13 protein-coding genes are annotated in these 13,217 nt (G+C 42.7%); 11 read left to right on the top strand and 2 right to left on the bottom strand.

Translation table 11 applies throughout. The annotated features are described in order from the left end of the window. Positions 1 to 3: 3 nt before the first annotated feature. From PAN94_RS02235 to PAN94_RS02245, 3 genes are read left to right on the top strand one after another with little or no spacing between them, the layout of a single operon-like run. Positions 4 to 192, top strand: a complete 189-nt coding sequence (locus PAN94_RS02235) for a hypothetical protein (protein WP_005591791.1) — start codon at positions 4 to 6, stop codon at positions 190 to 192. Between the two features lie 2 nt (positions 193 to 194). Further along, positions 195 to 410 (top strand): hypothetical protein, encoded by a 216-nt coding sequence (locus PAN94_RS02240; RefSeq protein WP_005591792.1) that lies wholly within the window; start codon positions 195 to 197, stop codon positions 408 to 410. Between the two features lie 54 nt (positions 411 to 464). Then, positions 465 to 671: a hypothetical protein gene (locus PAN94_RS02245; RefSeq protein ID WP_037586275.1), complete on the top strand. Its 207-nt coding sequence runs from the start codon at positions 465 to 467 to the stop codon at positions 669 to 671. Between the two features lie 350 nt (positions 672 to 1,021). On the opposite strand, the gene PAN94_RS02250 is transcribed toward PAN94_RS02245, so the two are convergent. Both PAN94_RS02250 and PAN94_RS02255 read right to left on the bottom strand, forming a co-directional pair. Then, positions 1,022 to 1,987 (bottom strand): LacI family DNA-binding transcriptional regulator, encoded by a 966-nt coding sequence (locus tag PAN94_RS02250; RefSeq protein WP_285874422.1) that lies wholly within the window; start codon positions 1,985 to 1,987, stop codon positions 1,022 to 1,024. Beyond that, on the bottom strand, positions 1,968 to 3,422 hold the full coding sequence (locus tag PAN94_RS02255; protein ID WP_285874424.1) for a sucrose-6-phosphate hydrolase: 1,455 nt from the start codon (positions 3,420 to 3,422) through the stop codon (positions 1,968 to 1,970). Before PAN94_RS02255 ends, PAN94_RS02250 begins: the two co-directional genes overlap by 20 nt. A gap of 199 nt (positions 3,423 to 3,621) precedes the next feature. On the opposite strand from PAN94_RS02255, the gene PAN94_RS02260 reads away from it, so the two are divergent. The 8 genes from PAN94_RS02260 to PAN94_RS02295 all read left to right on the top strand — a co-directional run bounded on the left by PAN94_RS02260 (position 3,622) and on the right by PAN94_RS02295 (position 13,202). Beyond that, entirely contained in the window at positions 3,622 to 5,508 is a 1,887-nt protein-coding gene (locus tag PAN94_RS02260) for a sucrose-specific PTS transporter subunit IIBC (RefSeq protein ID WP_285874425.1), read from the top strand. Between the two features lie 159 nt (positions 5,509 to 5,667). After that, entirely contained in the window at positions 5,668 to 6,567 is a 900-nt protein-coding gene (scrK, locus tag PAN94_RS02265; RefSeq protein WP_285874426.1) for a fructokinase ScrK, read from the top strand. Between the two features lie 80 nt (positions 6,568 to 6,647). Beyond that, positions 6,648 to 7,058: a peptide deformylase gene (locus tag PAN94_RS02270; protein WP_285874427.1), complete on the top strand. Its 411-nt coding sequence runs from the start codon at positions 6,648 to 6,650 to the stop codon at positions 7,056 to 7,058. Positions 7,059 to 7,087: 29 nt separating this feature from the next. Beyond that, complete coding sequence (locus tag PAN94_RS02275) at positions 7,088 to 7,657, top strand: hypothetical protein (protein ID WP_285874428.1); 570 nt, start codon at positions 7,088 to 7,090, stop codon at positions 7,655 to 7,657. 224 nt (positions 7,658 to 7,881) lie between these two features. Then, positions 7,882 to 8,340: a MarR family winged helix-turn-helix transcriptional regulator gene (locus PAN94_RS02280; RefSeq protein WP_125383227.1), complete on the top strand. Its 459-nt coding sequence runs from the start codon at positions 7,882 to 7,884 to the stop codon at positions 8,338 to 8,340. Then, complete coding sequence (locus PAN94_RS02285) at positions 8,333 to 10,102, top strand: ABC transporter ATP-binding protein (protein ID WP_285874429.1); 1,770 nt, start codon at positions 8,333 to 8,335, stop codon at positions 10,100 to 10,102. The genes PAN94_RS02280 and PAN94_RS02285 overlap by 8 nt, the downstream gene beginning before the upstream one ends. Then, positions 10,092 to 11,849 (top strand): ABC transporter ATP-binding protein, encoded by a 1,758-nt coding sequence (locus PAN94_RS02290; RefSeq protein ID WP_285874430.1) that lies wholly within the window; start codon positions 10,092 to 10,094, stop codon positions 11,847 to 11,849. Before PAN94_RS02285 ends, PAN94_RS02290 begins: the two co-directional genes overlap by 11 nt. A 258-nt stretch (positions 11,850 to 12,107) precedes the next feature. Next, positions 12,108 to 13,202, top strand: coding sequence for a DUF4352 domain-containing protein (locus PAN94_RS02295; protein WP_193389941.1), 1,095 nt, complete (start codon positions 12,108 to 12,110; stop codon positions 13,200 to 13,202). The last annotated feature ends 15 nt before the right edge of the window (positions 13,203 to 13,217 follow it).

The following is a 13,217-nucleotide window of genomic DNA, read 5'->3' on the forward strand; positions in this document are numbered from 1 at the left end:
TTAATGACTATCTTAAAGATAATGCTAATAACGGTCAGTGTTGCATTTATTATGTTTGGATATGAGATCGCCCCAAGGGAGTATCTAATAGATTGTATTGTTAAAAGTTTTAAGGTACTTGAAAAATTCCAAGAAGGGGAAGAGCTTGGAGCAGGTGAATACATGGATTATTTGCAGATTACAGGAGGATAAGCATGACGATTGTTTTGATTTCAGTTATTATTGCATTTCTATATCATAAAATCGCAGAACATTTTAAGAATAGTTATATTGATTGTATTTTATTTCTATCATTGATTTTGTCTCATTTTATATGGGATTACTATTTCTTACCAATTGACATAGTAATAGCCCTCAGTGGAGTACATTTACTATCAAATTTCTTTGAAAAGGTAAGAAGTAAACAATGAAACTGATTTAGAGAGAGTCACCATGAAATGAAAGGTAAAAAGTTGGGTATTGAAATGAAACATTTTTTTGCAGGTCTTGGTGCCATAAACTTTGCTAGTTATCTAATTGCTATAGGTGTAGGATTGGCACCTCTCTTTCACATTTTTATAATCCGTTCGGAAATAAGTTTTGGGAAAATAGTATTGTCTATAATAGCTATACTTTTAATCATAATTTTAACGATTGCGCGAATTTATAGAAGATTTTTCTATGTAGATTAGTTTGATTTCCTTTAGAATTTGGGAAAACCTAATCTTTCTAAAAGAACGAACAATGATATTGAATGCAGGTGATAGCCTAAGGAAAACGGTAGTGACTATGAGACCAAAAAGTAATCAGGGATTGAACTGTGCAACTTAGGCCTCGGTTAGTTACTTTTCCTATAAAATCATGGCAGCCTAGGTCTCGGCTAGCTACTTCAAACTTAGTTATAAAAGAAAATCTTCCTAGACGGAGCTAACATTGAAGTAATTGCTAGGGATTAATGATATTAAAAGTCCCCCAAAAGTTGGTTTCTGCCAAACCTTTGGGGGATTCGTCAAGATGAAGGAATTTAGTGAGATCAAAAAAGTTATACGCTTTTGCCAGGCAAGAGGTTCACAGGCAGGAAGTAGCCGGTCGTTGTGACTTCTTGCTTGTCAATTTTTTGTAGCAATAAATCCACCAGAAGTTTGGCGATATCCTTCAGTGGCTGTTTAATAGTCGCTAGTTGAGGATAATAATTTTCGACAAAATAAGTTCCGTCGTAGCCGATGATTTTTAAATTTTTAGGAATCTGGATGTTCAGCTCCTGAGCGACTTTCATCACTAAAATGGCTGTCAAATCATCTGAAGCAAAGATAGCATCTGGCTTCTCATGGGTTAAAATATGCTTGATTTCCATTTCCTTTCGGACGGGAGAATAATCGCTGGATACATTGATGATTGGAGCGTCTGGCAGGACTGAAGCAAAGCCAGCATGGCGTAGGCCGGTCGGTGAGTTGGAATTATCATTACCAGTAATCATGATAATGTTTTTAGCGCCAGCTTTGACCAAGGTCTGAGCAGCCAGCACTCCACCGCCATAGTTGTCTGAGGAGACAACAGGAATATCTGGTGAAAGGTTACGGTCAAAGGAAATGATAGGAGCAGTTACGCGATTGTAGTCTTCGATGCCTAGATTGTGACTGCCGGAGATGATACCGTCCACCTGATTAGCCTCTAGCATCTCAAGGTACTCACGCTCCTTATCTGAGTCGTGCTCGCTATTGCAGATGATGGTTTTATAGCCCTGTTTAAAGAGCTCGTGCTCTAGCTTGCCAATCAATTCTGCATAAAAGACATTGCTGATATTGGGGAAAATGAGTCCAATCAGCTTGGCTGATTTTCCTTGGAGGCTGCGCGCCAGATTGTTGGGCTTGTAGGCCAATTCTCGCATGGCTGCTTCAACCTTAGAAATCGTTTTGTCGGATAAGTAGCCTTTCCTGTTGATGACGCGGGAAACAGTTGTAGGGCTGACTCCTGCAAGTTTTGCTACATCAGTTAGCTTTGCGACCATAATCTAATTCATAGTAAGTACCGGTTGGATTGCCCTTGGTAATGGCAATGCCTGTCTGGTCTTCTCTCGGGAAGACACGACCGGAAAATACTTTCTCTCCTTTATTGATGAAAATTTCAAAAATCGATTTATCGATGAAGATAGTAGCGCTCGTTGCTTCTTTGTCAATATTACAGCTTCGGCTGGTTCCAAAGTCCAGAGCGAATGGCTCACCCGCCTGACTGCGGTCAACGGTCACTTGACCTGCTTTAAGATCAAAATTGATGCGTAATCCCTTGCCATCCTTGTCTGCAAAGAGAACAATTTCATGCTCGGTGTCTGCAGCGAGATTCAGTTCTAGTTCGTAGCTGTTCTTGCTTTCTGACAGAGAAACGAAAGGCTGAGATTCAGCTCGTAAATCCTTGATAGCAGGCACTGGGTATTGGTAGAGCTTGCCGTCTTTCAGACTTAATTCCTTGACGAGAGAGAAGGTCCCTTGATGGTCGAAGCGGTCAGATGGGTATTCCACATCAGGCAAGCCTAGCCAGCTGACAGCCAGTGCGCGACCGTCAGGTGCGTTAAAAGCTTGGGTCGCGTAGCACTCAAAGCCGTAGTCCAGATTTTGGATAGGGCTAGGATCAATCATAGTAGCTTGATTTGTGTCAAACGATTGACCTATTTTATACATATTTGGATAGATATTGCCATAGTCCAGTACGTCTTTAGACAAACCTTGAGGGCAATAGAGCAGGATTGGCTGGTCATTGATAAAGACAAGGTTCGGACACTCCATCATATAGGCCGTCTTGTCATTGGCAAAGTCCAAATCGCCAATAGCTTCCCAGTTGGTATAGTCATTATCAACTGCCTTGTATAGCTTGACATAGCCTTGTTTGTCTAAATTTTGCCCACCGACAATAGCATAGAATTGTTCTTTGTAGTTGAAAATCTGCGGATCGCGGAAGTGGTCAGTCGCTTCAGCAGGTTGCTCAATCAAGACCTTGTCGATTTTTTCCAGCTTACCTGATTTGTCTAACAAGGCACCGATTTGATAAGGATGACGCACCCAATTTTCATCACGAACATTGCCGGTGTAGAAGAGAAAGAGCTTATCGTCAAACTGCATGGCAGAGCCAGAGTAGGCACCGTGGCTGTCCAGATGAGTATCTGGCAACACCCGAAGGCCAGTTTCAGTGAAGTGAACTAGGTCATCACTTTCTAATTGAACCCAGCACTTGAGACCGTGTGCTGCCCCGAAAGGAAAGTTTTGGTAGAAAACCACCCACTTGCCGTCAAAATAAGAAAAACCATTGGGGTCATTGAGTAGACCTGTCTGAGGCTCCACATGGTAGTTAGCCCGCCAAGGAGATTTAGCGATGTTTTCTTTGATCTGCTGTACCTCTTCCTGAGTCCAGTCTTCATAGCGCTTGTAGCGTTTTTCAGTCGTCCAAGCCAATCTTTTGTCCTCCGAATCATATTATTTCTTATTACTATAGTAAACGTTTTCTGCTGAAAAATCAACATTTAACAGTAAAAAAATATTTTTTCTGCAAAACGCTTGACATATCTCTGAATCATGGTAAAATAATATTCGTAAAGGTGATAAAATCGCTTTCAAAAAGTTTTACAATATTTTTATAAGGAGATTTTTGCAAATGAACAATACTGAAATTGCAAAAAAGGTCATCGAAGCCTTGGGTGGACGTGAGAACGTTAACAGTGTAGCCCACTGTGCGACTCGTCTGCGCGTTATGGTTAAAGATGAAGGAAAGATCGACAAAAATACTGTCGAGAATCTAGAAAAAGTTCAGGGTGCTTTCTTTAACTCAGGCCAATATCAAATCATTTTTGGTACTGGTACGGTTAATAAGATTTATGACGAAGTTGTAGCACTTGGCTTGCCAACTTCATCAAAAGATGACATGAAAGCTGAAGCTGCTAAGCAAGGGAATTGGTTCCAACGCGCCATCCGTACATTCGGTGACGTATTTGTACCAATCATCCCAGTTATCGTAGCAACTGGTCTCTTCATGGGAGTTCGTGGGCTATTGACTGCCCTTGGTATGACACTTCCAGATGATGTAACAACCTATACTCAAATCTTAACAGATACAGCCTTCATTATCCTACCAGGTCTGGTAGTTTGGTCAACCTTCCGTGTATTCGGTGGAAATCCAGCGGTTGGTATCGTTCTTGGTATGATGCTTGTTTCAGGCTCACTTCCAAATGCTTGGGCTGTTGCTTCTGGTGGTGAAGTGACTGCAATGAAATTCTTCGGCTTCATCCCAGTCGTTGGTTTGCAAGGTTCTGTTCTTCCAGCCTTCATTATCGGGGTTGTCGGAGCTAAGTTTGAAAAAGCTGTCCGTAAGGTTGTTCCAGATGTCTTGGATCTTTTGGTCACACCATTTGTAACCCTTTTGGTGATGTCAATTCTTGGACTTTTCGTGATTGGACCAGTCTTCCACGTTGTTGAAAACTACATCCTTATTGGTACAAAAGCTATTCTTGGTTTGCCATTCGGTCTAGGTGGTTTGCTGATCGGTGGAGTTCACCAATTGATTGTCGTATCAGGTGTTCACCATATCTTCAACTTGCTTGAAGTACAATTGCTTGCAGCTGACCATGCTAACCCATTCAACGCCATCATCACAGCCGCTATGACAGCTCAAGGTGCTGCAACCGTTGCTGTTGGTGTTAAAACTAAAAATCCTAAACTAAAAACTCTGGCATTCCCAGCTGCTCTTTCTGCCTTCCTTGGTATTACAGAGCCTGCCATCTTCGGGGTTAACTTGCGTTACCGCAAACCATTCTTCCTTTCATTGATCGCTGGTGCTGTCGGTGGTGGCTTGGCTTCTATCCTTGGTCTTGCTGGTACTGGTAATGGTATCACCATCATCCCAGGTACAATGCTTTACATCGGTAATGGACAACTCTTACAATATCTCTTCATGGTAGCTGTATCATTCGCTCTTGGTTTCGCCCTTACTTACATGTTTGGTTACGAAGATGAAGCTGAAGTTGCTACAAATGCTACTACAGAGCGCCTTGTCGAAGAAGAAACAACTGGTAATATTCCAGCAGCTCTCCAAGATGAAACAATCATTTCTCCAATCGTTGGTAGTGCAGTAGCTTTGAGCGATGTGAATGATCCTGTTTTCTCAAGCGGAGCTATGGGTCAAGGGATTGCGATCAAACCAACTGAAGGTGTCGTTTACGCCCCAGCTGATGCAGAAGTGACAATTGCTTTTGCGACAGGCCATGCCTATGGTTTGAAGACAGCTAATGGTGCTGAAATCCTGATCCACGTTGGTATTGACACAGTGTCTATGAATGGCGAAGGATTTGATCAAAAAGTTTCTCAAGGTTCTAAAGTCAAAGCTGGCGATATTATTGGAACGTTTGATTCAGCTAAAATCGCAGCAGCTGGTCTGGATGATACGACTATGGTTATCGTGACTAACACAGCTGACTACGCATCTGTGACTCCAGTAGCAGAAGGAACTGTTGCTAAAGGCGATGCGATTATTGAAGTGAAAGCTTAATCTTAGCTATAGAAAGTCAACAAAGGAAAACGAACAACTTATGTTTGTTCGTTTTTTACTTGAGTGCTAAGATTTACAGAGGAAAATCTAAAATATAGAGCCATTTCCAATAGGGAAATATGCTATAATGGAGTATAAAGAATACAAGAGGTGTTTGAAATGACAAAATTGTACGGAAGTTTAGAAGCCGGTGGAACGAAGTTTATCTGTGCTGTGGGCGATGAAAATTTTAATGTTGTAGAAAAAACACAGTTTCCTACGACCACGCCGATTGAGACGCTAGATAAAACGATTGAGTTTTTCTCTCGTTTTGACAATTTAGCAGGTTTGGCAGTCGGTTCTTTTGGTCCAATTGATATTGATCCTAATTCAAAAACATATGGCTACATTACGACAACTCCAAAACCACATTGGGCCAATGTGGATATCGTGGGAGCGCTTCGTCGTGCTTTGAATGTGCCAATCTACTTTACGACAGATGTCAACAGCTCAGCTTATGGTGAAGTTGTAGCCCGCAACAATGCTGGCGGTCGCGTTGAAAATCTGGTTTATTATACGATTGGAACAGGGATTGGCGCTGGTGCTATCCAACGTGGTGAATTTGTTGGCGGGACAGGCCACCCAGAAATGGGTCACTACTATGTGGCTAAGCACCCGATGGATGAGGAAAAAGGCTTTAATGGCGTTTGTCCTTTCCACAAGGGCTGTTTGGAAGGCTTGGCGGCTGGCCCTAGTCTAGAAGCGCGGACTGGTGTGCGTGGTGAAAATATCGAGCTAAATAATACTGTCTGGGATATTCAGGCTTACTATATTGCGCAGGCAGCTATTCAAGCAACGGTGACGTTCCGTCCAGATATTATTGTCTTTGGTGGTGGTGTGATGGCGCAGCAGCACATGCTGGATCGTGTTCGTGAGAAATTCACTGTCCTGCTCAATGGTTACCTGCCAGTACCAGATGTGCGTGACTACATTGTCACACCAGCTGTCGCAGGAAATGGTTCAGCCACACTAGGAAATTTTGTCCTCGCAAAAGATATTAGCGAACGCTATGCAAAATAAGTAAACAAGGCGTTGAGAGTGTTCAAATAAACTAAGGAGGCTGAGATAGGGAATCCAGCCTCTTCCATTTGAAGTGACATATGCAAAAAGCAATTGTGAAAGATCCTTTCTTTTTACAGCAAAAATCAGTCCCAGCTACAAAGGCCGACCTATTTTTAGCCCAAGACTTGCAGGATACCTTGTTGGCGCATAGAGAGTCTTGTGTCGGTCTTGCTGCGAATATGATTGGTTACCAAAAGCGAGTGATTATTTTTATGTATGGCATGCTGCCCATGGTTATGTTTAATCCAGTTCTCATTCAGAAGTCTGGCCCTTATGAAACGGAAGAAGGTTGTCTATCCTTGACAGGCAGTCGGTCAACCATTCGGTACCAGAAAATCACGGTTGAATATCTGGATCAGAATTGGCTGAAGAAGACCATTACTTTAGAGGATTTCCCAGCGCAAATCTGCCAGCATGAATTAGATCATTTGGAAGGAATTCTCATATAGGAAATGTATCTGGAAAGGATAGGAATAGAATGAAAGTATATCAGCGCGATGGAGCAAGATTTTATGCCATAGGCTTTTGTTTACTCTTTGCTATCTTTTTTATCATGGCTTTTGTATCTATGGATCAGGCTTCCCTTGAGTCAACAAGTCAAAATAGTGCTAATCAACTGGTTCATAGGAGTCCTACCAGCAAAGAAGACCAAAGAAGCAGGCAGACTACTGAAGAAAGCAACAATATGCTCCATCCAGTCTATTTGGGAATGGGCATAACCGCTATTTTTATGATCGTTCTAGGCTATATTTCGAATCATAGGCCCCCGATTTTAGAGATGGATGAGATGGGAATAAGGCTGAGAGGCTTATCTGCTAAAAGAGAGAAGTACTTCTTGTGGCAGGAGATTGAGCAAATTGAATACGATATATCTCGACCTAGGATGAGATCTTCCGAACCGACCAGTCGAATTTTATATTTCTATCCTAAAAATCAAGAGGAGAGTGCGGTCTCTTTGGACTTGGATGATGTGAAAAATACTAGCTTCAATGAACTTCATCAAGAAATTTCCAATCTTGCTCCGCATATCAAGTGGCTCTTTCCGTAGAAATATTATTATAGAGTAGAGATTTGCTATTCTTGTTTCGATTAAAAATATTAAGATAAAAAAACTTTGGATTGGTAGAACTGGGACTCTTGGTTCCAGTTTATTTTTTTATTAAAAATAGTTCTCATAGAAACTTTTTCTTAACATCTGCTTTTTATGTGGTAAAATAGTTCTCAGGAAAACTAATTAGTTCTCGCGAGAACCAGTTTAGAAAGGAAGAATTGATGGAAAAGCCTTTATTAGAAATGAAGCGTTTTGGCCGAAAGATTCATCTCATGGTAGAGAAACTTGCCAAGGAGCAAGGGATTGAGTCCATGGCTGGGCCACAGGGGCAGGTCTTGCATATTGTTGCCCATCGTGCGGAAGAAGGCAAGGACACGCTTATCAAGGATATTGAGCAGGAGTTGGATATTTCCAAATCGGTGGCCTCTAACTTAATGAAAAGGATGGAGAAGAATGGCTTTATCCAGCTGGAAGTTAGCAAAACGGACAAGCGGGCCAAGTATATCCGCCTTACTCCGCAGTCGCAGGAAAGAATGAAGAAAATCCGCGACTTTTTTGGTGAAATAGACCGGTCTATTTTGAATGGTGTTTCTGAGCAGGAGCTACTGATTTTTTCACAAGTCATGGCCAAGTTCTATCAGAATATCGCAAGTTTAGAAAATGGAGGGAAAGATGATTAAGCTATTTAAACGGCTGACGGTAAGGGAAGTGAGCATGATTATTCTCAGTGTGCTCTTCACCTTCCTAACGGTATTTTTGGAATTAGAAGTTCCGACCTATATTTCGACGATTACAGAGCTACTACAAACGCCGGGAACAGTTTTAGCAGATTTGTGGGAACCGGGATTGAAAATGCTTAGCTTATCCTTTGCTAGTTTGCTGTCAGCTATTGTGGTTGGTTTTTTTGCCGCTCGTATAGCAGCTAGCTTTACCCAGAGTTTGCGGAGCGATATTTTCAACCGTGTGCTAGACTATTCGCAGACGGAGATTAAGAAATTTTCGATTCCTAGTTTGCTGACTCGGACGACGAATGACATTACTCAGGTACAGACCTTAATCACCATGGGGTTACAGGTGGTGACCAGGGGGCCGATTATGGCTATTTGGGCCATGACCAAGATTATTGGCAAGTCCGAGAACTGGCTGATTGCTGTTCTTATTGCTGTTCTTGTTAATATCCTGATGACAGTAGTTTTGGTTACACTGGCCTTTCCTAAGCAATCAGTGGCGCAGCGCTTGGTCGATAAGCTAAACAGCGTCACTAGAGAGAGTCTGACTGGGATTCGCGTGGTCCGGGCTTATAATGCTGAGGATTATCAGGATGAGAAATTTGCGGCAGCTAATGATGAAGTAACTCGACTCAATCTTTTCATCGGTCGTCTGATGGCCATGATGAACCCAGTTATGATGGGGATTTCCAGCGGTTTGACACTAGCTATTTACTGGATTGGTGCTTATTTGATTCAGGAGGCTGGGCTGCAGGAGCGTCTCCCGCTCTTCAGTGATATGGTCGTCTTTATGTCCTATGCTATGCAGGTTGTGATGGGCTTCTTGCTCATGGGTGCCCTCTTTATCGTCCTGCCTCGGACCATTGTGTCGGCTGGCCGGATTAATGAAGTGCTGGATCTGCATTCTTCAATTACAAGTCCAGAACAGCCTAAGGCGGCAGCAGCGGATAGCAAGGGAGAAGTAGTCTTTCGAGATGTGTCCTTCCGCTATTCTAAAAATTCTGAAGCGGTCATTGAGCATGTCAGCTTTACAGCGCATGCTGGTGATACTGTAGCCTTTATCGGTTCAACCGGTTCAGGGAAATCTACTCTTGTCAATCTCATCCCTCGTTTCTACGATGTGACCGAAGGGGAGATTCTGGTAGATGGCGTCAATGTTCAGGATTATCAGCTGGAAGACCTGCATAATAAGGTCGGCTACATTCCGCAAAAGGCGGTGCTCTTCTCTGGCGATATTGAGAGCAATCTGGACTTCGGTCAAAGCAAAGCAAGCCCGCTGGATGAGCAGGAAATGTGGGAAGCTCTTGACCTAGCTCAGGCCAAGCCTTTTGTTCAAGAGAAGGAAAAAGGGCTTAAGTCAGAAGTAGCTCAAAGCGGGACCAACTTCTCTGGTGGCCAGCGTCAGCGCTTGGCTATTGCTAGAGCCTTGGCTCGTAAGCCAGAAATCCTTATCTTTGACGATTCCTTCTCAGCGCTAGACTATAAAACAGACCGCATTTTGCGTAAGGAACTGGCTGAGCGGACGCAGGATATGACCAAGCTGATCGTGGCGCAGCGGATTTCTACCATCATGGATGCGGATCAAATCTTGGTCTTGGATGCTGGCAAGGTGGTTGGTCAAGGTACCCACCGTGAACTTTTGGCAAATAACGCGGTTTATCAAGAAATTGCTTACTCACAACTATCCAAGGAGGAATTAGAAAATGGAAAATAAGAAGTCTTCATTATTTAACCAGATGCGGCCTTATCTCAAAGGCTTCCAGCTTCCTCTTGCTTTGGCATTTGTGGGAGCTGTCTTGTCAAACATTATCACGGTCTATGGGCCAAATAAATTAAAAGAAATTACCAACCTCATCTCTGATGGTCTGGCTACCAGTATTGATTTGAAAGCTGTGTCTCAGATTGCCCTTCTGCTGACCGTGCTCTATGCAGTCGGAGCTCTGCTCAACTACGGTCAGTCCTTTATCATCAGTACGGTTGTCCAGTATTTCTCCAAGCGGTTACGGACGGCCATTGCGGAGAAAATTAACAAGCTTCCATTGAGCTATTTCGATGGTCATTCTCAGGGGGATACGCTGTCGCGCGTGACCAATGACGTGGATATGGTCGGCCAATCTCTTAACCAGAGTTTGGGAAGTGTTATCTCTTCTAGCTTGCTTTTGGTGGCTGTGGTTTTGACTATGTTCTTTATGAACTGGATTTTGGCTTTGGTGACCATTTTGGCTACTGTAGTCGGTTTTGTCTTTGTCGGCCTCATCATGGGTAAGTCTCAGGGCTATTTCGCTGCCCAACAAAACGATTTAGCTGCTGTTAACGGCTATGTGGAGGAGATGTACTCTGGGCATAATGTTGTTATCAGCTATAATGCCATTGAACAGTCTAAGGAACGCTTTGCAGTTCTCAATCACAATCTCTATAACAGTATTTGGAAGTCTCAATTTATTTCTGGCATGATGATGCCGCTCATGTTCTTTACGGGGAATTTTGCCTATGTGCTGGTTATTTTGGTCGGTGCTGCTCTGGCGATTAATGGTTCTATTAGCATTGGGATAATTGTTGCCTTTATGGTTTATGTGCGGACCTTCTCTCAGCCTTTGTCACAGATTGCACAAGGTATCACCGTCTTACAGCAGGCTGGTGCAGCACTGGTTCGTGTCCTTGAATTTCTGGCTGAGCCTGAGATGGAAGACGAGCAGCATAAAGAGCAGCAGCTTACTGCTGTCAAGGGAAATGTTGCCTTTGAAGAGGTCTTCTTTGGCTACAAGCCAGACCAGACGATTATTCATGATTTCTCAGCCCAGGCCAAAGCCGGACAGAAGATTGCCATTGTCGGTCCGACGGGTGCTGGTAAGACGACCATCGTTAATCTGCTCATGAAGTTCTATGAAATTGACAAAGGGCGTATCAGCATTGATGGCATAGATATTAAGGATATGAAACGCTCCGAGGTTCACGATGCCTTTTCAATGGTTTTGCAGGATACCTGGCTCTTTGAAGGAACTATCCGAGAGAACTTGATTTATAATCAGGATCATGTGACAGATGAAGCAGTTATCGCTGCAGCGAAGGCGGTCGGTGTTCATCACTTTATCATGACTCTGCCGCAGGGCTATGATACAGTGCTGGATGACACGGTCAACTTATCTGTCGGTCAGAAGCAGCTATTGACCATCGCTCGTGCTCTGCTGAAAGATGCACCGCTCTTGATATTGGATGAGGCAACTTCGTCAGTCGATACGCGGACGGAGGAGCTGATTCAAAAGGCCATGGACAAACTTATGGAAGGCCGGACTTCCTTTGTCATTGCTCACCGCCTATCCACTATCCGTAATGCGGATCTTATCTTGGTCATGCGCGATGGAAATATTATCGAGCAGGGTAACCACGATGAACTCATGGAGCAGAATGGCTTCTATGCGGACCTCTATAATAGTCAGTTTGAGGAAGGTGAAGTAGCTTAAGGATAGCAATGGAGTATCCTACTATAAAGAATGGCACAGCCTAAGCTGTGCTTTTTTGTAACCAATTCCTTATATGAAAGTTAGAAATTTTGCCTGTTTTATTTAAGGCCGCACTTTAAAATTTTCATTTGATCTGCTTGGTCATTTTAGAGATTGCAAGGATGCATTTTTACATGAGGTTGATTTCAAACGCTATTTACCAGTTTAGTTAAGTATGATAAAATAGAAAAGTTACAGTATTAAGAAATTAAGGAGACAATGATGAAAAAAGTATTTAAATACACAGCCTTGCTTGTGGCAGGTGTGAGCTTAACAGCCTGTGCTTTGCTTCCAAATCCAAATAAAAAACATTCTGGTAAGCCAAGCCAGGAAACGACTGTCAAAAAATCAGCCAGCAATGGGCAGGTTGATATCCAGATTAAGGATGGCCAGTTCATTATGCCAAGCAACGGATCAGCTGATGCCAAATACTTGGCCTTGTCTTTGGAAATTAAGAATAAAACAAATGATAAGATCATGATTTCCTCTTCAGACATTGGTTTTTATGATTCAGAGGGAGAGAAGATCCAGCCGGTCGGAGTCTATGACGACAAAGAAAACTTTAAAACACTGAGCTATGAAGACTTAGCGGAAGGAAAGACTCTTTCTGGTAATCTGGTCTTTAAGGTTGAAGATGGCAAGAAATATGAACTTCACTATGAGAAGAAATCCTACGGCTCCGATGAAAAAGCAGAACCCATCAAACTAAAAGTTGATCCTGCGAAATATCCGAATCACGTTGACGAATCAAAGAAATTAGCTTCTGATTACCTCAATGCTGTTTTCTTGGGAGGAGAAGCAAAGACAAAATCCTCCAAAGACAAAGGCGATTTGGTTTTAGGCGGCGATTTGGATCAAGATAAAAAAGATTATAGAGCAGCCTTTGCAGCAGATTTCACGCGTAAATTGCATGATTATCCATTTAGTGATGATGAAATCAATGCTTTCATTGATGCCTATGTGAAAAGTAATGCCAAACGCTCAGAAATTGATTACACAGTAGCGCAGTACATGCCAAATTCAATCGTTATCAAGATCAAACCGAGAACGGTCAGTCTAAATAAAACCATGTATACCTACCGTCAAGATTTCTATGATAAGCATCGTTCTGAATATGGAAGCCTGAGTGACGTCTATAAAGCTACCGATAAGAGCTATGCTAATGATATGATGGCTGGAATGGATTCGCGTCCTCTCCTCACACCAGAACGAGATTATCAGTTGAAATTTGTCAAAACAGATGGCAAGTGGGTCCTAGAGCGTGATTATTCTTATGAATCCATCGTCAGAGCTTTTGAGGGCGATATATCCTAATAGTAAGATGAGAGG

It is taken from the genome of Streptococcus sp. SC1 (genome assembly GCF_030272855.1).
Taxonomy (GTDB): domain Bacteria; phylum Bacillota; class Bacilli; order Lactobacillales; family Streptococcaceae; genus Streptococcus.

Bases quoted from the DNA above. Each gene is read 5' to 3' on its own strand.
- PAN94_RS02235 (WP_005591791.1), top strand. From the start codon at position 4: ATGACTATCTTAAAGATAATGCTAATAACGGTCAGTGTTGCATTTATT.
- PAN94_RS02240 (WP_005591792.1), top strand. From the start codon at position 195: ATGACGATTGTTTTGATTTCAGTTATTATTGCATTTCTATATCATAAA.
- PAN94_RS02245 (WP_037586275.1), top strand. From the start codon at position 465: ATGAAACATTTTTTTGCAGGTCTTGGTGCCATAAACTTTGCTAGTTAT.
- PAN94_RS02250 (WP_285874422.1), bottom strand. From the start codon at position 1,987: ATGGTCGCAAAGCTAACTGATGTAGCAAAACTTGCAGGAGTCAGCCCT.
- PAN94_RS02260 (WP_285874425.1), top strand. From the start codon at position 3,622: ATGAACAATACTGAAATTGCAAAAAAGGTCATCGAAGCCTTGGGTGGA.
- scrK (WP_285874426.1), top strand. From the start codon at position 5,668: ATGACAAAATTGTACGGAAGTTTAGAAGCCGGTGGAACGAAGTTTATC.
- PAN94_RS02270 (WP_285874427.1), top strand. From the start codon at position 6,648: ATGCAAAAAGCAATTGTGAAAGATCCTTTCTTTTTACAGCAAAAATCA.
- PAN94_RS02275 (WP_285874428.1), top strand. From the start codon at position 7,088: ATGAAAGTATATCAGCGCGATGGAGCAAGATTTTATGCCATAGGCTTT.
- PAN94_RS02280 (WP_125383227.1), top strand. From the start codon at position 7,882: ATGGAAAAGCCTTTATTAGAAATGAAGCGTTTTGGCCGAAAGATTCAT.
- PAN94_RS02285 (WP_285874429.1), top strand. From the start codon at position 8,333: ATGATTAAGCTATTTAAACGGCTGACGGTAAGGGAAGTGAGCATGATT.
- PAN94_RS02290 (WP_285874430.1), top strand. From the start codon at position 10,092: ATGGAAAATAAGAAGTCTTCATTATTTAACCAGATGCGGCCTTATCTC.
- PAN94_RS02295 (WP_193389941.1), top strand. From the start codon at position 12,108: ATGATGAAAAAAGTATTTAAATACACAGCCTTGCTTGTGGCAGGTGTG.